The sequence below is a fragment of the Desulfovibrio sp. SGI.230 genome (assembly GCF_050313065.1).
Taxonomy (GTDB): Bacteria; Desulfobacterota; Desulfovibrionia; order Desulfovibrionales; family Desulfovibrionaceae; genus Desulfovibrio.
The window spans coordinates 127,933-145,650 of sequence record NZ_JBNPKS010000003.1; the positions used below are offsets into that span (position 1 = coordinate 127,933).

12 protein-coding genes are annotated in these 17,718 nt (G+C 64.9%); 6 read left to right on the forward strand and 6 right to left on the reverse strand.

Features of this window, described 5'->3' with window-relative positions; genetic code table 11:
- The first annotated feature begins 92 nt into the window (after positions 1–92).
- The 3 genes from ACQRAG_RS04435 (at position 93) to ACQRAG_RS04445 (ending at position 6,013) form a co-directional block, all read left to right on the forward strand.
- A complete protein-coding gene (locus ACQRAG_RS04435) occupies positions 93–1,364 on the forward strand; it encodes a metallophosphoesterase family protein (protein ID WP_304019803.1) in 1,272 nt (423 codons plus the stop codon).
- Positions 1,364–5,314 carry an AAA family ATPase gene (locus tag ACQRAG_RS04440; RefSeq protein ID WP_427805286.1) on the forward strand — a complete coding sequence of 1,317 codons (3,951 nt, stop codon included), beginning with the start codon at positions 1,364–1,366 and terminating at the stop codon, positions 5,312–5,314. Before ACQRAG_RS04435 ends, ACQRAG_RS04440 begins: the two co-directional genes overlap by 1 nt.
- Positions 5,315–5,632: 318 nt before the next feature.
- The gene (locus ACQRAG_RS04445) at positions 5,633–6,013 is read left to right on the forward strand and encodes a GtrA family protein (protein ID WP_204673845.1); all 381 of its coding nucleotides are present in this window, start codon (positions 5,633–5,635) and stop codon (positions 6,011–6,013) included.
- Positions 6,014–6,104: 91 nt separating this feature from the next.
- Here the strand turns inward: ACQRAG_RS04445 and ACQRAG_RS04450 are convergent, their stop codons facing one another.
- From ACQRAG_RS04450 to ACQRAG_RS04460, 3 genes are read right to left on the reverse strand one after another with little or no spacing between them, the layout of a single operon-like run.
- Positions 6,105–7,112: a glycosyltransferase family 2 protein gene (locus tag ACQRAG_RS04450; RefSeq protein ID WP_303740060.1), complete on the reverse strand. Its 1,008-nt coding sequence runs from the start codon at positions 7,110–7,112 to the stop codon at positions 6,105–6,107.
- Entirely contained in the window at positions 7,102–8,790 is a 1,689-nt protein-coding gene (locus tag ACQRAG_RS04455; RefSeq protein WP_320620349.1) for a hypothetical protein, read from the reverse strand. Before ACQRAG_RS04455 ends, ACQRAG_RS04450 begins: the two co-directional genes overlap by 11 nt.
- Positions 8,791–8,830: 40 nt before the next feature.
- Entirely contained in the window at positions 8,831–9,808 is a 978-nt protein-coding gene (locus ACQRAG_RS04460; RefSeq protein WP_168934447.1) for a DMT family transporter, read from the reverse strand.
- A 410-nt stretch (positions 9,809–10,218) separates the two neighbouring features.
- On the opposite strand from ACQRAG_RS04460, the gene ACQRAG_RS04465 reads away from it, so the two are divergent.
- Both ACQRAG_RS04465 and ACQRAG_RS04470 read left to right on the forward strand, forming a co-directional pair.
- Complete coding sequence (locus tag ACQRAG_RS04465) at positions 10,219–10,653, forward strand: squalene cyclase (RefSeq protein WP_168934448.1); 435 nt, start codon at positions 10,219–10,221, stop codon at positions 10,651–10,653.
- Positions 10,654–10,687: 34 nt separating this feature from the next.
- The gene (locus tag ACQRAG_RS04470; protein WP_427803642.1) at positions 10,688–12,202 is read left to right on the forward strand and encodes an outer membrane homotrimeric porin; all 1,515 of its coding nucleotides are present in this window, start codon (positions 10,688–10,690) and stop codon (positions 12,200–12,202) included.
- A 161-nt stretch (positions 12,203–12,363) separates the two neighbouring features.
- On the opposite strand, the gene ACQRAG_RS04475 is transcribed toward ACQRAG_RS04470, so the two are convergent.
- Positions 12,364–12,771 carry a cupin domain-containing protein gene (locus ACQRAG_RS04475; protein ID WP_204673850.1) on the reverse strand — a complete coding sequence of 136 codons (408 nt, stop codon included), beginning with the start codon at positions 12,769–12,771 and terminating at the stop codon, positions 12,364–12,366.
- A gap of 279 nt (positions 12,772–13,050) precedes the next feature.
- On the opposite strand from ACQRAG_RS04475, the gene ACQRAG_RS04480 reads away from it, so the two are divergent.
- Positions 13,051–13,992, forward strand: a complete 942-nt coding sequence (locus ACQRAG_RS04480) for an AraC family transcriptional regulator (RefSeq protein WP_427803643.1) — start codon at positions 13,051–13,053, stop codon at positions 13,990–13,992.
- Positions 13,993–14,161: 169 nt separating this feature from the next.
- Here ACQRAG_RS04480 and ACQRAG_RS04485 read toward each other — a convergent pair whose 3' ends face one another.
- Both ACQRAG_RS04485 and ACQRAG_RS04490 read right to left on the reverse strand, forming a co-directional pair.
- Complete coding sequence (locus tag ACQRAG_RS04485) at positions 14,162–14,920, reverse strand: carboxymuconolactone decarboxylase family protein (protein WP_427803644.1); 759 nt, start codon at positions 14,918–14,920, stop codon at positions 14,162–14,164.
- Between the two features lie 338 nt (positions 14,921–15,258).
- Positions 15,259–17,418, reverse strand: a complete 2,160-nt coding sequence (locus ACQRAG_RS04490) for a RelA/SpoT family protein (protein WP_168934452.1) — start codon at positions 17,416–17,418, stop codon at positions 15,259–15,261.
- Positions 17,419–17,718 lie beyond the last annotated feature (300 nt).

The following is a 17,718-nucleotide window of genomic DNA, read 5'->3' on the forward strand; positions in this document are numbered from 1 at the left end:
AGCGTCAACCGCGCACGCCTCCACGCGCGCAACTTGTCCTGCTGCCGGAAAAAACATATCTCTGCCGGAGGAGCCCACGCCAAGGACACGCCATGAACAGCCTCCGATACATCCATGCCGCCGACCTGCATCTGGACACCCCCTTCCTGGGCCTGAGCCGTACCGATGCCGGAGAGGCCCTGCAAGCGCAGCTGCGCGACGCCACCTTCACGGCACTGCAACGCCTGTTCGACCAGTGCGAGCGCCTGCGGCCGGACTTTCTTGTCCTGGCCGGGGACATCTACAATCAGGAAGAGCACAGCGTCAAAGCCCAGCTGGCCCTGCGCGACGGCTGTGTGCGCCTGCAGGCCTGCGGCATCCCGGTCTTCTGGGCCCACGGCAACCATGACCCGCTGGACTCCCGGCTGAAGACCGTGGACTGGCCCGACAACGTGACCATCTTCGGCCCGGAGCCCGAACAGCATGTGCTGTACCGGGACGGGGCTCCCCTTGCCGTGATCCACGGCATCAGCCATGCCCGCATCAGGGAGGCCCGCAACCTGGCCCTCCTCTTCCACCGCCAGCCGGAGACGGATTGCTTCCAGCTGGGCGTGCTGCATTGCAGCGTGGAAGGCAGCCCCACGCAGGACAGATACGCCCCCTGCTCGCTGGACGATCTGCGCGCCGCCGGTCTGGATGCCTGGGCCCTGGGCCATGTGCACGAACGCCGCATTCTGGCGCGCCATCCCTTCATCGCCTATCCCGGCAATACCCAGGGACTCCACATCAATGAAGGCGGCCCGCGCGGCTGTCTGCTGGTCACTGCCGAGGCCTGCGACGGTGCTTTCTCCTGCCGGGAAGAGTTCCTGCCGCTGGGGCCGGTACAATGGCAGCGTCCGGTCATCGGTCTGGACGCCGTGGAACAGCTCGACGCCGTGGAGGACAGGTTGCTGGAGGCCCTGACCACGGTCACGGAAAGCGCTGACGCATCCTGCACGCTCATGGTCGTGCGCCTGTGCCTACAGGGACGCACCCCGCTGGACAGTCTGCTGCGCCGCCCGGAGACCTGCCGCGACCTGCGGGAGCGCCTGCATCAGGCTCCCCTGCCCCTGCCTGTCCACATCAAGGATCTGTGCGTGGAGACGGCCCCCGCTGTGGATATGGCCGCCTGCCTGCAACGCCAGGATCTGCTGGGCGAGGCCCTGCGTCTGGCGGAAGGGCTCGAGCAGCAGCCCGAAGCGCTGGCCGCCTTTGCCGAGGAGGAGCTGGCGCCCCTGTTCCGGCACTGCCCCGCCGGGATGCTCGACATGCCGGAAGGGGAAGATCTCCAGGACCTGCTGGACGAAGCCCGCTATCTCTGCCTGGACATGCTGGAGGGGAAGTGATGCGCCTGCTCTCGTTCCATGCAGACGGTTTCGGCATCCTTGCCCAAACGGGCGCCGAGGGCCTCGGCCCGGGCATCAACATTTTTCTGGGCGACAACGAAGCCGGCAAGTCCACCTGTCTGGCCTTCCTGCGGGCCATGCTCACCGGCTATCCCTCCGGGCGCAAGGAACGTCAGGCCGGCCAGCCCCTGCGCGGCGGACAGGCCGGGGGCAGCCTGACGCTGGAAAGCGGCCTCCACGGCCTGCTGCATCTGCATCGCCGCCCCGGCCCGGGCAGCGGCCGTTTGCAGCTCACCGGCCCCGACGGGGCCCCTGTGCCGGAAAGCCTGCTGGAGCAGCTCTTCCGGGGCATCGACCGTCAGGTCTACAGCAATGTTTTCGGCTTCAGTCTGGGGGAATTGCAGCGCTTCGAGAGCCTGGACGACGAGGCCGTGCGCCATGCCCTCTACGGGGCCAGCTTCGGCACGGGCCTGCGTTCCCCGGCCGATGTGCTGCGCGCCCTGCAACAGCAGGCCGACGCCATCTATCGCCCGCAGGGCCGCAAGCTGCCCCTCAATGTCCAGATGGGCTGCTGGCAGGAGCTGCGGGCCCGCATCCGTCAGGCCGACGCCCGGAGCGGCAGCTACGACGCCCTGTGCGCCCAGTGGCAGCAGCGCAAACAGGATCTGGAAGACCTCCGCCGCCGCAAGACGGAGCTGGAGACCGCCCTGCGCCGTACGGAACGGCGCCTCTCGGTCTGGGAGCAGTGGCGGGAGTGGCATCTGCTGGGGATGCGTCTGGAGCGCCTTTCCGGCCTGCCGCAGGATTTCCCGCCGCAGGGGCGCGAGCGTCTGGCCCGTCTGCGCGAAAGGGAGGAGGAAGGCCGGCATGCCCTGCAGGGCCTTCGGGAACAGTGCGCGCGCACACGCGAACGGCTCCGGGAGCTGTGCCCGGATCAGGCCCTTGTGGCGGCCCTGCCCCGTCTGCGCGCCCTGACGGAACAGACCTCCACCTACCGGCAAGCCCTGACCGACCTGCCGCTGGCGCGTCTGCGCAAGGAACAGATCGCCCGCCGTCTGCAGGAAGAGCTTTCCCGTCTGGGCCCTGACTGGGATTGCGCCCGCATCCGTGCCACGGACCGCTCTGTCTTCGGCCGGGAGGAAGTGGAACGGCAGGCCGCCACACTGGCGACCTGTACGACGGCCCTGCAGATGGCCCGCCAGCGGGAAGACGAGGCCGCCGCCGCGCTGGCACAGGCTGAAGAGACCCACCAGGCACACCTGCAACGTCTGGAGGCCCTGCCCGACCGCCAGCCGCCTCTGGACGGCGGCCAACAACGCCACCTGCAACGCCTTCTGGAAAACTGGCAGGAAAAGCAGGGAGACCTCCCCCGCTGGCAGCGACGGCAGCAACGGGCCCGGGAAGCCTTTTCACGCGCCTGCGCGCCGCTGCGCCTGGACGAAAATGACCTTGCCGGGCCGGAGCGGCTGCTCCGCCACAGGGATGAGGCCCTCTCGCTGGCCTCCCGTCTCGACCATCTGACAGAGCGCTTGCGCAGCCTGCGGGAACAGCAGGAGCACGCACGGCAGGAGCAGGACAAGCTGCAACAGCGCGAGACGGCCCTTGTCCAGGCCATCGACCGGCATCCGGCCCTGGAGCAGGAAGCCCTGGATCGTTTTGCTGCCGCCGTGCGGCATTGCCGTACGCTCCGCTCCGGGATCGCCGCCGAGACGGTCCGGCAGGAAGGGCTTTCACAACAGGCCCAGCAGCTGGAGCGTCCTCTGACAGGCGGCAGCCTGCCCCTGCTCTGCATGGGCATCATGCTCCTGCTCCCCGGCCTGGTCCTTCTGCTGGCCGGACAGTGGGCCCCGGAGCTGCTCCCCTGGCCCGGGCTGGCGGCCTCGCCCTGGGCAGGCGGGCTGGCAGCGGTCTGCGGTCTTGCCCTGCTGGCAGGCGGCCTGCCCCATGCCGGGAAGGCGGAACGCCATCGCCGGGAAGAAGCGGCGCGCATCCGGCAGCTGCTGGAAGAAAGCACAGGACGCCTGCGGGAACAGCAGCACCGCCTTGCCCGTCTGCCCCTGCCGCGCACCATGAACAACGACATCCCGGATACCGATGAACTGGAAAGCTGTCTGGAAAAACAGCAGGCCGCGCGCCGTCAGCTGGATCAGCTCCTGCAGGAACACGACAGCCTGCGGCAGGAATTGAGGCGCGTCAGGCAAACGCTGGCCCGACTGGCCGAACAGGAGCAGGAACTCCTTGCCGCCATACAGGACGGGGAAAACCGCTGGCAGGCCATGCTGCCCGCAGGCACGGCGACGGCCTTTGCCCCGGCAGCGGCAGGGCTGCTTTTCGAGCGGGCAGCCACCGCCGCCACACTGACGGAGGCACTGAGCGCAGCCGGGGACGATGCCGGGCATGCGACCTCTTCCCTGCAACAGACGGAACAGGCCTTGCGCGACCTGCTGGCCCTGCTCCCTCCCGCTACCGCCTGCCCCAGCCTGCCGGAGGCTGTCCGCCGCGGCCTTGCCCTTTGCCGGGAAGCGGAAGAGGCCCGTGCCGGACATCAGCAGGCCGCTGCCGAGGCCGCGACCAGTGCCGGGCTGCTGGAACGCTGCCGCAAGGTACTGGAGGACAGCCGTTGCCGCACGCAGGAAGCGATCCTGCGGCTGGAGACGGCCCGGACCGCCTGGACCGGCGGCCTGCATTCGCTGGGCCTGCCGGAAGACCTGACGCCGGGGACCGTCCACGCGGCCCTGGACGGTATGGAGAGCTGTTTGCGCCTCGAAGAAGAGCTGCAACAGGAAGATTCGCGCCTGCAACGTCTGCACGGCGAAACAGAAGCCCTGCGGGCACCGCTGGCCGCCCTGCTGGAAGAGACGGGACGCCCCGTGCCGCCGCAGGATGCCGACTGGCTCCGGCATCTGGAAATGCTGGGCGAGGCGGCGGAGGACGCCCGCCACCGTGCCGCAGAGCAGGCCCGCCTGCGCCAGCTGCTGGATGAGCAGGAAACGGCCTGCCGCCGTGCGGCAAGTGATCTGGACAACATCCGTACCGATCTGGCGGCCCTGCTGCATCAGGGCGGAGCCCGGGACGACGGGGATTTTTTGCAAACGGCCGCCCTGCTGGAAGAACGGCACCGGACGGAGCAGCGTCGCCTGCTGCTGGAAGACAGCCTGCGCCTGGTGGCCGGGACGCAGCCGCTGGAAACGTTTTTGGCTTCTTTCCGGGAAGAGGCCCGGGAGGAAGAGGAACAGGCCTGCGCAGGGCAGCAGCATCTTCTGGAAGGATTGCGTCAGGAAGAGGACACGCTGGCGGAAGAAGTCGCCGCTCTGGGCGTGCGCGTGGAGGCCATGCGGCAGGACGGGACCCTGGCCGACCTGTTGCAGCAGGAAGCCGACCAGCGGGAAGAGCTGCAGCGGCAGGCCCGTGCCTGGTGCCGCCTGCGTCTGGCCCATGCTCTGCTCCACCGGGCGAAACTGGCCTTTGAGAAGGAACGCCAGCCCCGTGTCATCCGCCGTGCCGCGGCCATATTCCGGGACATCACCGCCGGTGCCTGGCAGGACGTGGGCGCCGTCGTGGGCGATTCCAGCCTGCGGGTCATGCCGCCGCAGGGCGAGCCCGTCAGCCCGGAGCAGCTGAGCCGGGGCACCCAGGAGCAGCTTTATCTGGCCCTGCGCCTGGCCTACATCCAGGATCACGCGGCACAGGCCAGCCCCCTGCCGGTCATCATGGACGATGTGCTGGTGGACTTCGATCCCGGCCGGGCACGGCGCACGGCCCGTATCCTGGGGGACCTCAGCCAGGGAAGATACGGGCCCCGGCAGCAGATCCTCTTTTTCACCTGCCATCCCCATACGGCGGCCCTGCTGCGGGAGGTCCAGCCCTCCGCCCCCCTCTTCCTGCTGGACAAGGGGCAGCTCCGCCCCGCCGGGCCGGAGGTAGCTGAAGAAGTCCCCCTACGTCCCTGACGACATTGGCGTTCACAAACCGTACGCAAGACCAGAAAACATCGTCCCCGGTTACAGGAAACGACGGAACAAGAAGCAGCGCGGACGGGAGTGCCCTCCCTTCCGCGCTGCGCGTCGTGCGGCGTGTGGTGTCTGACAGTTCGCGGCGTCCTCCGCGTTCCGGCATATTGCTCTGCCCTACCGGCGTGCATGCCGTGCCCTGTCGCGCACGCACCATAGCGGCCAGCCCTCGCCCCTTTGCCGCATACCTGCCCATCCGGCTTGCGCCCCGGCGGGGAACAGGCTAAGTCAGGGCAGCCCAATCCCAAAGGAGTCGTTATGTCCCTTGCCAGCCGTGGCGCGGAATTTTTCCGCTTCTGCATCGTGGGCGGTCTGACCTTTCTGGTGGACTACGGCCTGCTGTTCCTGCTGACCAGCGTGCTGGACGTCCATTACCTCTGGTCGTCCGCCTGGGCCTTTATCGTGGCCGTCATCGTCAATTACTACCTTTGCGTGTTCTTCGTCTTCCATCAGGCGGCACGCAGCTTTGCCCGGCAGGTGGTCTTCGTGGGATCGAGCCTGGCCGGTCTGGGCATCAATCAGATCTGCATGTGGCTGCTGGTGGACAAGCTGGCCCTGCACTACATGCTGGCCAAGGTCGTGGCCACGGGGGTGGTCATGATCTGGAACTACATCATGAAGCGCAAGGCCCTCAGCTGACCGGGCAGGGAAGCTCCCCAGCCTTTTCGTTGCGTCCTTTCCAGCGTTGTCCCAAATGGAAAAAGCCGGGCTGTTGCCCGGCTTTCTTCATTTACGCCTGAGGGTCTTGCTCCGGCCTGTTCCCGCCGGAGGGCATGCCTGTCCTGCCCTGCCGCAGCAGCAGTGACAGCACATTGAGCTGGATCTCGAAGGCCTGCCGGGCCCGCTTGCGCTGGCAGTCCAGGGTCAGGCCGGCAACAAAGCTCAGCAAAGCCGCCAGCATGCAGAATCCGGACACTATCAGGGTCGGGAAGCGGGGTACGAGCCCGCTGGACATGTATTCGCCCAGCACAGGCAGGAACAGCCCCAGAGAAAGCAGGGCCAGCAGACAGGCCACCGACCAGAAGACCAGCAGGGGACGGTAATCCTTGAACAGGACGGCGATGGTCTTCAGGACGCGGAAGCCGTCCCGGAACGTGCTCAGCTTGGAAAAACTCCCTTCCGGTCGGTCGCGGTACTGGATGGGCATGGAAGCGATGCGGAAATTGTTGGCCAGGGAAAAGATGGTCATCTCCGTCTCGATCTCGAAGCCCTGCGAAAGGATGGGGAAGGATTTGACGAACAGGGGCGACATGGCCCGCATGCCCGTCATGACGTCCTCGATCTGCCGGCCGCGCTTCCAGAACATGTTGATGCAGCGGCGCACCAGCATGTTGCCGCAGTTGTGGAATGGGCGCTTGTTTTCCGTGAAGTAGGTGGAGGACAGCCGGTCGCCGATGACCATGTCCGCACGTCCTTCCAGCACGGGCGCGCACAGGGCCGCCGCCTGCGAAGCCGGATAGGTGTCGTCCCCGTCCACCATCAGATAACAGTCCGCCTCGATGTCACGGAACATGGTCCGCACCACGTTGCCCTTGCCCTGACGGGGCTCGGGGCGCACGATGGCACCGGCCTCACGGGCCAGACGGGCCGTTTCGTCGGTGGAATTGTTGTCATAGACATAGATATCGGCATCCGGCAGGGCCTGACGGTAATCCCTGACCACGTTCCCGATGGTCAGCGCCTCGTTATAGCAGGGGATCAGGACCGCGATCCTGTTGCCTTTCTTCTCAGTCTGCATATCCGCTCCTCGTGACCTGTGCATCGGCGTCCGCCGCTACCGGCGAACGCCGCAGCAACAGCCAGTCTTCATTCTCAAAAAGCAGGGCACCGTAACGCAGCAACAGGGCTTTGTGCTCCACATGGCGCGTCAGCAGCAACGCGGCCTGCTCCGTACGCCAGACCTCCATATAGCCGGTGGCATCGGCCGCCATGCGGTGTTGCATGGCCAGCCAGCGCCGGGCCATATCCGGGTCGGCGGCATAATAGATGACGTTCCCGTCCTTGTGTACGGGCAGCATGGGCATGCGGGCAGCAAAGCGCACGGCCATGCAGTCTCCGTCAGTAAAAACCAGCTCTTCCGGTCCCGCCTGCGCGCGCAGGGCCTGCAGGGCATCCCGCAATCCTAGGGAATGCGCCTTGATCTGCCGGGCCTCTTCCGTATCCAGCCAGCCCAGACCGGCCATGTCCGCCAGGGCATGCCGGGCCGCCACCACCTGTTTGCCCTGCCCCAGCGACAGCAGGACGACAGCCAGCAGGATGACGATGCCACGGCGCAGCAGGGGGGCTACGCCCTGCCAGTACAGGGACAAAAGACAGGTCAGCAGCAGCCAGGAAAGCGGCACCAAAAAGCGCGTGCCCCGCAGGATCTCCTGACTCATGTTCTGCCGTCCCAGATGGCGGGCCAGCCACATCTCCAGGGCGCAGAGCACACAGCCGCCCGCGATGCCCAGCACCATGCCCGGCATGAGCCGCAGCAGGGTGCGCACCGGCCCGGCCAGCTGCTGTCTTTTTTTGACCAGTATGGCGGCTGCTACGGCCGCCGCAGGAAAGAGCGGGACGGGGAAGGTATAATAGAGCAATATGTCCGCAAGGCTTTGCCAGACATCATGCCAGTCCTTGCTGTAACGCAGGGCGCGCACCTCGGCTAAAAGCCCGGCATACTCGACCGGCGGTGCTGGTGTATCCGCAAGAAAAACTTTCAGATATATAACAACGGGAACTGCGAAGCTCAACAGATTCAGCAGGCTCAGGCCCGCGTGGCGCCACAGTCCCCTGTCCCGCCAGAGCAGGAAAAAGGCCATGAAGAACATGGCTCCGCCCATGAGGGCGCTGACCGTATGCACCAGCATGGCACAGCCTGACAGGAACATGACCACAGGCTGCAGCGAAGGGCGTTTGACGGCCGCACAGGCCAGCAGCAGAAGAAAGGGCCAGAGATCGGCATAGAAGATGCGCGGCACCGGATCCGAGCGCATGCTGCCCCAGAAGGTGCCGAACGACCAGTGCACGGCAATGCTCATCAGGATCGAGAGCAGGGCCGCCAGAGAGGGGCTGCGGAACAGGCAGCGCCCCAGGATGTAATAGGCAAGGAAGTGCAAAAAGACGCCCAGCGCGCCCACACGCAGCATGTCCGTGGCCGCATTGTCCCCGTCGGGGAGCAGACCCGCCAGGGCCGTCAGCAGGTTGGGCACGCCCGGATCCTGCGGGAAAAAAGACGCCACCGGGTCACGGGCAAAGGCCGCGGGGCATTCCCCGGCTTCCATAATCTGCGCGTAGTTCTGCAGGTCGCTGTCCATGCCGATGCCCTGGGGATTGAGGTCCAGCGTCCCCTGCAGGGCACACCAGCAGAACAGCGCGGCCAGCAGGACCAGAAGCAGATCCGCAAGCCGGTGTCTTTTGTGTTCAGTCTCTTTCATAGCGGCAGCCCGTCTCTTGATAGATGCCATCCCGCCGGTCTCAGTCCCGGCGGGATTCCTTTTCCGCAGCCTGCCGGCGGGCGGCCGCCAGCTCCCGGGCGCGCCGGATCAGGCGCTGGTCCATGCGCCGCATGATCTGGCGGCTGTGCGTCAGGATGTACACCCCGCCCAGGATGCCCACGGCGCCGAAGGCCTCGCGGAAAGCAAAGTCCTCTCCCAGCAGGGTCACACCCAGAACAACGCCCACCAGCGGCATGATGTTGAGGAAGATGGCCGCCTGCCCTGCCCCCACCACCTTGACCCCCATGTTCCAGAAGATCATGGCGCACACGCCGCCGATCCAGACGATATAGACCATACAGGCCAGGGTCGTGCCGCCCACGCTGTGCACGTCCAGCTGGCCGGTCAGCGCGGCGTAGATGAAGGTGCCCGCCGTCCCGAACAGCCCGGCCCAGGCCGTGGTCGTCAGGGGCGGAAGATGGCGCATGACGCGGAAGCCCGTCAGGGAATAGACGGCCCAGCCCAACTGGGCGGTGAAGAACAGCAGATCCCCCTTGTTGAAGGAGATATGCAGCAATACGTCTATCTGTCCCTTGCTGACGAGGAACAGCGCCCCTGCCACGGAAAGCAGGATCCCCAGCAGTTCGATGGGCAGCAGGCGTTCGCGCAGGAAGATCAGGGCCACCAGTGCCGTCACGGCCGGAGTGGTCGTGGCGATGAGAGTGGCATTGCTGACCGTGGAGAGCTGCAGCCCGGTGAACTGGGCGATATTGTTGAGCGCCACACCGGTGATACCCATGAGCAGCAGGGCCGGCATCAGGCGCAGCGGCGGCAGGAGCGGCAGCCCCCGCCAGCGCATGAGCGCGAAAAAGGTGATGCTCATGAGCAGATAACGCACTGCGGTCATGGTGGACGGGTTCAGCTCCCGCATGGTGATCTTGACCAGCAGCGGCTGGGCGCCCCACAGGGCGGCCGTCAGGGCCAGCAGGGCAAAATATCGGCTTGTGGCTGTCGTCATGATCTTCTCCAGAGGCCTTCCTGTGCGCGCACCATAGCGCAAAATAAAAGATTTTTCGAGATATCCGCACGCAGGATCCCCGCCGGTCCCCCCGATCCTGAACCGGCGTTGACGTGATCTGCGGCGGCAGGCAAGCTGTGCTGCGGTTCCTTTAAAAAAAGTATCGCAAATCCCGTACCGCCGCTTTTCTTCCCTGCTGATCGGCAGGGGCACGCAGTCCGGGATCGATGCTGGCCCTGTTTTGAGTCATACGTAGAGATAGGCCGGCACGGGTTCGCTACCTTTTTGAGATGATTGTCTTTTTATTTTTCAAAGGCAAAATAAATTGAAAACAACTTTCAATTCTGTTGACATCAATTTTCAATCATGGCATGTTTGCCTCAACAAAACACATTACCACAGGAGCCACCATGCCGAGATTGGAAAACCTTCCCCAGACCCGGATCTCTTTCCGCCGCAGTGCCAACAACCTGCACATCGCCACCGGCGAGGATCTGGATCTGGAACAGGCCCGTGCCATCCTGAACCTCATGCGCTGCCACAGCAACGACTGCAACAAATTCTTCATCGATGTGCGCCATGTGACCCGCATCCAGCCGGCGGCGGCCGCCGCCCTGCGCGGTGCGCCCCAGCCTTCCATCGCGCCGCAGCGCATCCACTACAAAGGCTCCCGCGGCTTCGAGCTGGCGACGAGCGGCAACAAGGTCCTCATTGTCCCTGAAAAGGCAAAGCATGTTTGCAAGGGCACCTGCCCCAACTGCCGCTGCAAGGACAAAAAGGCCCGCGCCAAGGCGCGGAATACGGCCCGGGCGGCCGTGGCGTCGGGGGGCGCCGCTGTTGCCTGATGGATGTGAACCTCAAACAGTAAGGAAGAAGGTCATGAAAAAAATTCTTACCCTCATGCTGGCTGCCGGCATGCTCCTGGGTGCCGCCAGCGGCGCCAAAGCCATCGATTTCAAAGCCTCCGGCGAATGGCTGGTGGGCTTTGGCCTTGGTGACGGCAGCCTCATCAAGGATGTGGACAACAAGAAGTACCATCACGACGATACCTTCAATGCCGGCCAGCGCGTCCGCCTGCAGCTGGATGCCGTGGCCTCCGAATCCCTGTCCGGTACGGTGTTCTTCGAGATCGGCGACCAGATGTGGGGCAATGCCGAAAGCGGCGGCGCCCTGGGTGCCGACGGCAAGGAGGTGAAGGTCAAGAACGCCTACATCGACTGGATGGTGCCCAATACCGACCTCAAGCTCCGCATGGGTCTGCAGGCCGTGGCCATGCCCAACGTGGCCGGCGGTTCCGCCATCATGGACGGTGACGCCGCCGCCGTGGTCGCCAGCTACCAGTTCAACGACAACGTGGGCCTGACCGCCCTCTGGATGCGCCCGCTCAACGACAATTATGCTGGCCGTGTCTATGGCGACAGGGAAGATTACCAGAAGAACTACCTGGACAACATGGACCTCTTCGCGCTCATGCTGCCCCTGAAGTTCGACGGTGTGGAACTGACCCCCTGGGCCATGTACGGCATGCAGGGCAAGAACACCCGCTTCAATGAAGGCGGCGTGGAGACCGCCGACGGTGCGCTGGACGTGACCCTGCCCGGCTACCTGCCCGGCATGAACGAGTTTGCCCTCGGCAAGACCAGCAAGGCCTACGGCTCCATGTTCTGGGCCGGTCTGCCCGTGGCCATCACGGCCTTCGATCCCCTGAACATCGAATTCGACATCAACTACGGCTATGTGGAAGCCATGGGCCGCTACGACGTGCTCAAGCGCGGTACGGACTGGGTGCGCGGCAACAGCAAGCGTGAAGGCTGGCTGGTCAAGGCCCTGGTGGAATACAAGATGGACTGGGGCACCCCCGGCATCTTCGGCTGGTATGCCTCCGGTGACGACGGCAACGTCAAGAACGGTTCCGAGCGCCTGCCCTCCATCGCCGGCGCGGGCAACTTCACGTCCTTCATGGGCGACGGCAACCTGGCCTGGGGCACCGGCTACAACTTCTACGACAACAATCTGACCTACGCCGGTACCTGGGGCGTGGGCCTGCAGATCGCGGACGTGAGCTTTGTGGAAGACCTCAAGCACACCTTCCGTGTGGCCTACTGGGGCGGCACCAACAGCCCCTCCATGGTCAAGTACATGGGTTCCGGCGTGGCCTGGAACGACACCACCGCCGCCCAGGACGGTCCCTATCTGACCACCAACGACGGTCTGCTGGAATTCAACCTGGTCAACTCCTGGCAGATCTACGAGAACCTGGAAGCCAATCTCGAGCTCGGCTACATCATCAACATGATGGACAAGGACACCTGGGACAAGAGCTACGTCAGCGATCGTAACTGGTCCAAGCAGGATGCCTGGAAGGCCCAGCTGATCTTCGCCTACAGCTTCTAGTCCTCCCGGGGCGGGCATCCGCCCCTTTCCCGCGCGTGCTTCTCCTTCCCGCGCGCACTCCGCCGCCGCTGTTTTTGCAGGAACAGCGGCGGCCTCCTTTTTCCGGCGGCTGCCGGAAGGCTCATCCGGCGCCGTGGGCACCGGATGCAAGATGCTCCTGCCTAGGGCAGACGGGCATACTCCTCTTCGCTGACAGGCTCCAGCCACTGGGAGCGGCAGCCCTCACCGGGGACTTCCACGGCCAGATGCACGAACCAGCTGTCCCTGGCCGCGCCGTGCCAGTGCTTGACCCCGGCGGGGATATGGACCACGTCGCCCGCGTGCAGTTCGCGTGCGGGCTTGCCCCACTCCTGATACCAGCCGCGCCCGGAGGTGCAGAGCAGTATCTGCCCGCCGCCGCTGGCGGCCTCATGGATATGCCAGTTGTTGCGGCATCCCGGTTCGAAGGTCACGTTACCGATGACGACCCCTTCGGTGGAAAGCATGTTCAGGTAACTGTTGCCGACAAAGTAGCGGGCATAGGCCGTGTTGGCACCGCCCTGGGCGAAAGGCCCCCTGTTTTCCTGCATGGTCGTTTCCTTTTGTTGATCGTTATATGTCACGCCCGGCCGGTATCGCCGGAGGTGCGGCCACACTGCCGGGCAGCCGCGGACGGACTGCCCGTGTACCGCTCCCCGTGCCTGTCCCGTCAGCAGGGCAAAGACAGAGCCTTCCTGAGGCTGGGGAAACACATCCCCTCCGGCGCTCTTGCACAGTCGTGCCGTCTGCCCGCGGACGCCACTGGCGGCGTCTTCTCTCCCTGCCGTCTTTTGGTTACACTGGACAGGCAGCCCGAACCGGAGGTCCTCATGGCATCCTCAGCCCTGTCCATCAAAGAAGATATCCTTGCCGCCCTGAAAGACATCCTGATGCGGCACCTCCCCGCCCCGGAGATCCGCCCCAGCCCCATCGACGGTCTGGTGCTCGTCCGGCGGGAGGACCCGCCCGCACCTGACCGCTGCTTCGAAAGACCGCTGGTGTCCGTCATCGTCCAGGGAAGCAAACGCTCGCTCATCGGCTCGCAGGAATTTGTCTTCCGGCGGGGCCAGTTCCTGGTCTCCGGCATCGACATGCCCAGCTCGTCTTCCTTTTTCGATACGGCTCCCGGACAGCCTTTCCTCTCCCTCTTCTTCTATCTGGACAGGCAGATCCTGACGGACCTCATACTCAGGATGCGGCCTGCGGGCAAAACGCCGCAGGAAGACGGCCCCGGCGTCGCCGTGGCGGATGCCGAACCGGAATTCCTGGAAGCGGTGCTGCGCCTGGCCGAGCTGCTGGACAAGCCGGAGCAGATCGCCATCCGCGCCCCCATGATCCTGCAGGAGCTGCACTATCTGCTGCTGATCGGGCCCCTGGGCCATGTGCTGCGCGGACTCTATGCCCAGGGCTCGCAGAACAGCCAGGTCTTGCAGGCCGTCTCCATCCTGCGCCGGGATCTGGGGGCCCCGGTACGCATGGAGAGCCTGGCACGGCAGGTGGGCATGTCCCTGTCCACGCTCCATCGTCATTTCAAGACCGTCACCGGATTGAGCCCCCTGCAATACCTCAAACAGCTCAGACTGCACGAGGCCCAGCGCCTGATGCTCATGGAAGACATGCGCGCGGCCTCGGCGGCCCTTTCCGTAGGCTATGAGAGCGTGACCCAGTTCAGCAGGGAGTACAAACGCATGTTCGGCGAACCGCCCCACCGGGACATCCAGCGGAAACGCACGCTTGCGCCTCTGGGCGAAGCCGGGGCGGGCGGCCTTTAGGATACGTCCGCGTCATCCGCCTGCGGGCCGGTCCTGTTCCGCGCCGGTGCGGCCCGTCCTCGTAGGGCCGCGCCCTTCCTGACCTCAAGACCATCCCGTCATTCCCGCATGCCCCGGCAACAGGAACACAGCCGGGGCGCGCGGTGACACTATCCTCCTGCCCGGTGCTCTAGGCCTCCGGCAGCACGCTGTTGACGCAGGCAAGAGCGTTGAGCGTGCGGGGGAAGCCGATGCAGGGCAGCATCTGCAGCAGGGCATCCACCAGCAGCTGCTTGCCGTTGCCCACGGCGGCATTGCCCTGCACATGGGCCTTGACCTGGGCCTCGCAGCCGCCCAGCGCGCTGATGATGCAGAAGGTCAGCAGCTCCCGCAGCGGCAGATCAAGCCCCGTGCGCGTATAGATGTCGCCGAAGCAGAACGCGGAAAGATGCCGGACGAGGATCTCCCGCTGTCCTTCAGGGGCCGAAGCGTGCATCTTGCTGATGGCATCCCCGAAAATACCGGTCTGTACGGCAAGGCCTTTTTCAAAGCGGTCTTCTTCGCTCACCGTGCCGCCTTCAGGCAGGGGCAGGGCGATACCGGCGGCCTCCAGGGCGGCATCCGCATGGCGCAGGGCCGCCTCCGTCCGCGGGAAGCCGATATAGGGCGCGCACTGGTACAGGGCCTCGCGGATCTCTTCGGGACGCACGCCCTGATGCAGGGCGGCCCGTGTCTCCTCCCCTATCTCCTCCGGCGTCTGGATGGCGGCCAGGACGACCAGGGTGATGAGGCGGCGCTGACGCGCATCCAGGCAGCCCTGTCCGGCGATCTCGCCGTATTCCAGGCGCTCCCGGATAGCCGCCAGTTCGGGATCCGTCCCGGCCAGTGCCGGGGCCCCCGTCTTGCCCAATTCCTTCCTGTACGCTTCCGCTTTCTGCATCCTGTCCATGGTATTCCCCACGATATCTTCAACGGTTGTGCCGGATGCCCCGGCATGAGAAAGACGGCCCGCTGCCGCATACCGGGGAACGCAACGCAAAGATGCCTCCTGCTCCCCGCCGATGCAGGCCGGAAGGCTCCGCCCTTTTCCGGCAGATCCCGTCCGGGCAACGGACCTTTGTCCTGTGCTTACCGGGATACGCCGCCCCGGCTGCCGGGTACAGACCTGTTCCTGGCAAATAGTTGCCCAAAACTGTCGCGGGATGGCCCACGAAAAAGGGGACACCTTGCGGTGTCCCCTGCGTATGTTCGCTGAAAGGCTGCGCCACGGCAGCCGGGCGGGATGGGCTAGGCTTCTTCGGTGTCGCGCACCACTTCGAGGATGCCGGACTGGCCGCGGATGGCCTCGATGACATCATAGAGCTGGGTGGCGTTGCACACTTCCACGGTCAGGCGCAGTTCGGCCCGGCCGTCCACCAGCGCCCGCGAAGACAGCGCCGTGATGTTGATGCCCTGCAGGGCCAGGAGCTGGGCGATGCCCGCCAGCACGCCGCTGCGGTTCTGGGCCAGGATGAAGATGCCGGCCTCGTAGGGCTTTTCCTCCTCGCCGTCCCAATGCACGGAGATGAGGCGCTCCGGCTCCATATTGGCCACATTGGGACAGTCCGCACGGTGGACGGTGACGCCCATGCCGCGGCTGATGTAACCGATGATGGGGTCCCCCGGCACCGGGTTGCAGCACTTGGCAAAACGCATGAGCACGCCGTCACAGCCGGAGATGCCCACGCCGTCGCTCTTGCGCTTGGCGGCTTCCTTGCTTTCCTTGATGGTGGGCGTGGCCGGTTCCGCGGCTGCGGCATTATCGGGATGCAGGACGGCATAGAGCTTGTTGAGCACACGGCGCGGCGTGATATGCGCATAGCCCACCGAGGCCACCAACTCGTCCACGTTCTCGAAGTTCATCTCCTGGGCCACGATGGCCAGCTGGCCGTCCTTCAGGGCGCGCGCCACATTGAGGTTGACCTTGCGGCCTTCCTTTTCCAGCATGTCGCGGCCCAGGGCCAGGGCATGGGCGCGTTCCTCGGTACGCAGGTAGCGCTGGATGCGGCTGCGGGCGCGGGCCGTCTTGACGATCTTGAGCCAGTCGCGATTGGGGTTGCGCGAAGGATCGGTGATGATCTCCACGATGTCGCCGTTCTTGAGCGGCGTGCCCAGCGGCATGAGGCGGCCGTTGATCTTGGCCCCGGCGCAATGATGGCCCACCTTGCTGTGGATGTGGAAGGCGAAGTCCAGCGGCGTGGCGCCTTCGGGCAGTTCCTTCACGTCACCGGCAGGGGTGTAGACGTAGACCTCGTCCTTGAACAGGTCCAGCTTGAGCGAATGCATGAACTCGCGCGAGTCCGCTTCGTCGCCCTGGCGCTCGAAGATCTCGCGCAGCCAGGAGAATTGTTCCAGGTCCTTGGAGTTGACCCGGCCCTTTTCCTTGTACAGCCAGTGCGCGGCCACACCGTGTTCGGCCTGCCGGTGCATCTCTTCGGTACGGATCTGGATCTCGATGCGCTCGCCCTCGGGCCCGATGACCGTGGTATGCAGGCTCTGGTAGCCGTTGGCCTTGGGCATGGAGATATAGTCCTTGAAGCGCCCGTGCACCGGCTTCCACTGCGAGTGCACCAGACCGAGCACCGCGTAACAGTCGCGGATGTCCTTGACCAGCACGCGGAAGGCCATGATGTCGTGCATCTCGTCCAGGGTCAGGGACTGGGACTGCATCTTTTTGTAGATGCTGTACTTGTGCTTGATGCGCCCGTAGACCTGCCCTTCCAGACCGTTGGAAGCCAGCAGATCCTGGATGAGGGAGACCACCTTTTCGATGATCTGCTTTTCCACCACCTGATGCGCGTCCAGCCAGTGGTCGATCTGGTTGTAGATGTCCGGCCGCAGGTATTTGAAGCTCAGGTCCTCCAGCTGGCGCTTGAGCAGGTACAGGCCCAGACGGTTGGCCAGGGGCGCGTAGATGTCCATGGTCTCCTGGGCGATGCGGCGCTGCTTGTGGGGCTTCTGGAAATCAAGGGTGCTCATGTTGTGCAGGCGGTCGGCCAGTTTGACCATCAGCACGCGCATGTCGTGGCTCATGGCCAGGATCATCTTGCGGATGTTCTCGGCCTGCGCCTCTTCCTTGTTCTCGAAGACGATCATGCTGATCTTGGTGACACCGTCCACGATGTCGGCCACGTCTTCGCCGAACTTGTCGTCGATCTCTTCGATGGTGGTGCCGGTGTCTTCCACCGTATCGTGCAGCAGGCCCGCCGCCACCGTGGGCTCGTCAAAGCCCATGTCGGCCAGGGTATAGGCCACGGCCAGCGGATGGGACAGATAGGGCTCGCCCGAAAGGCGCGTCTGCCCCGCGTGAGCTGTGGCGGCGAACACGTAGGCCTTCTGGATCAGCTCCAGATTGGCATCATGGTTGTTGGCCGCCACCTTGTCGAGAATTTCCTGAATACGAATCATAGCGTCCTGCCAGACGGTAAAAAGTTGACGATACCGGTTTTGTCCATGTTCGGCCAACTGTCCCGGCTTGTCAATGACGACGGCCCGGAAGGCAGGGACAGGCGGAGAAAGCTCCCCCGGCCCGGGGAGGGACGATGCAGGCATCAGGATAGTCCGCAAAGGAGCCGCGCTGCCGGGTCTCTCTCAGCCCTCCCGTGCTCTCCTTGTTGCCGCCGGGATCTCCGGAGCCTGTGAACAGCAGGAGGCCGCCCCCGAAGGAGCGGCCTCCCGACAAGCATCATGGTCTGTCCGTGCAGACCG

Bases quoted from the DNA above. Each gene is read 5' to 3' on its own strand.
- ACQRAG_RS04435 (WP_304019803.1), top strand. From the start codon at position 93: ATGAACAGCCTCCGATACATCCATGCCGCCGACCTGCATCTGGACACC.
- ACQRAG_RS04440 (WP_427805286.1), top strand. From the start codon at position 1,364: ATGCGCCTGCTCTCGTTCCATGCAGACGGTTTCGGCATCCTTGCCCAA.
- ACQRAG_RS04445 (WP_204673845.1), top strand. From the start codon at position 5,633: ATGTCCCTTGCCAGCCGTGGCGCGGAATTTTTCCGCTTCTGCATCGTG.
- ACQRAG_RS04450 (WP_303740060.1), bottom strand. From the start codon at position 7,112: ATGCAGACTGAGAAGAAAGGCAACAGGATCGCGGTCCTGATCCCCTGC.
- ACQRAG_RS04455 (WP_320620349.1), bottom strand. From the start codon at position 8,790: ATGAAAGAGACTGAACACAAAAGACACCGGCTTGCGGATCTGCTTCTG.
- ACQRAG_RS04460 (WP_168934447.1), bottom strand. From the start codon at position 9,808: ATGACGACAGCCACAAGCCGATATTTTGCCCTGCTGGCCCTGACGGCC.
- ACQRAG_RS04465 (WP_168934448.1), top strand. From the start codon at position 10,219: ATGCCGAGATTGGAAAACCTTCCCCAGACCCGGATCTCTTTCCGCCGC.
- ACQRAG_RS04470 (WP_427803642.1), top strand. From the start codon at position 10,688: ATGAAAAAAATTCTTACCCTCATGCTGGCTGCCGGCATGCTCCTGGGT.
- ACQRAG_RS04475 (WP_204673850.1), bottom strand. From the start codon at position 12,771: ATGCAGGAAAACAGGGGGCCTTTCGCCCAGGGCGGTGCCAACACGGCC.
- ACQRAG_RS04480 (WP_427803643.1), top strand. From the start codon at position 13,051: ATGGCATCCTCAGCCCTGTCCATCAAAGAAGATATCCTTGCCGCCCTG.
- ACQRAG_RS04485 (WP_427803644.1), bottom strand. From the start codon at position 14,920: ATGGACAGGATGCAGAAAGCGGAAGCGTACAGGAAGGAATTGGGCAAG.
- ACQRAG_RS04490 (WP_168934452.1), bottom strand. From the start codon at position 17,418: ATGATTCGTATTCAGGAAATTCTCGACAAGGTGGCGGCCAACAACCAT.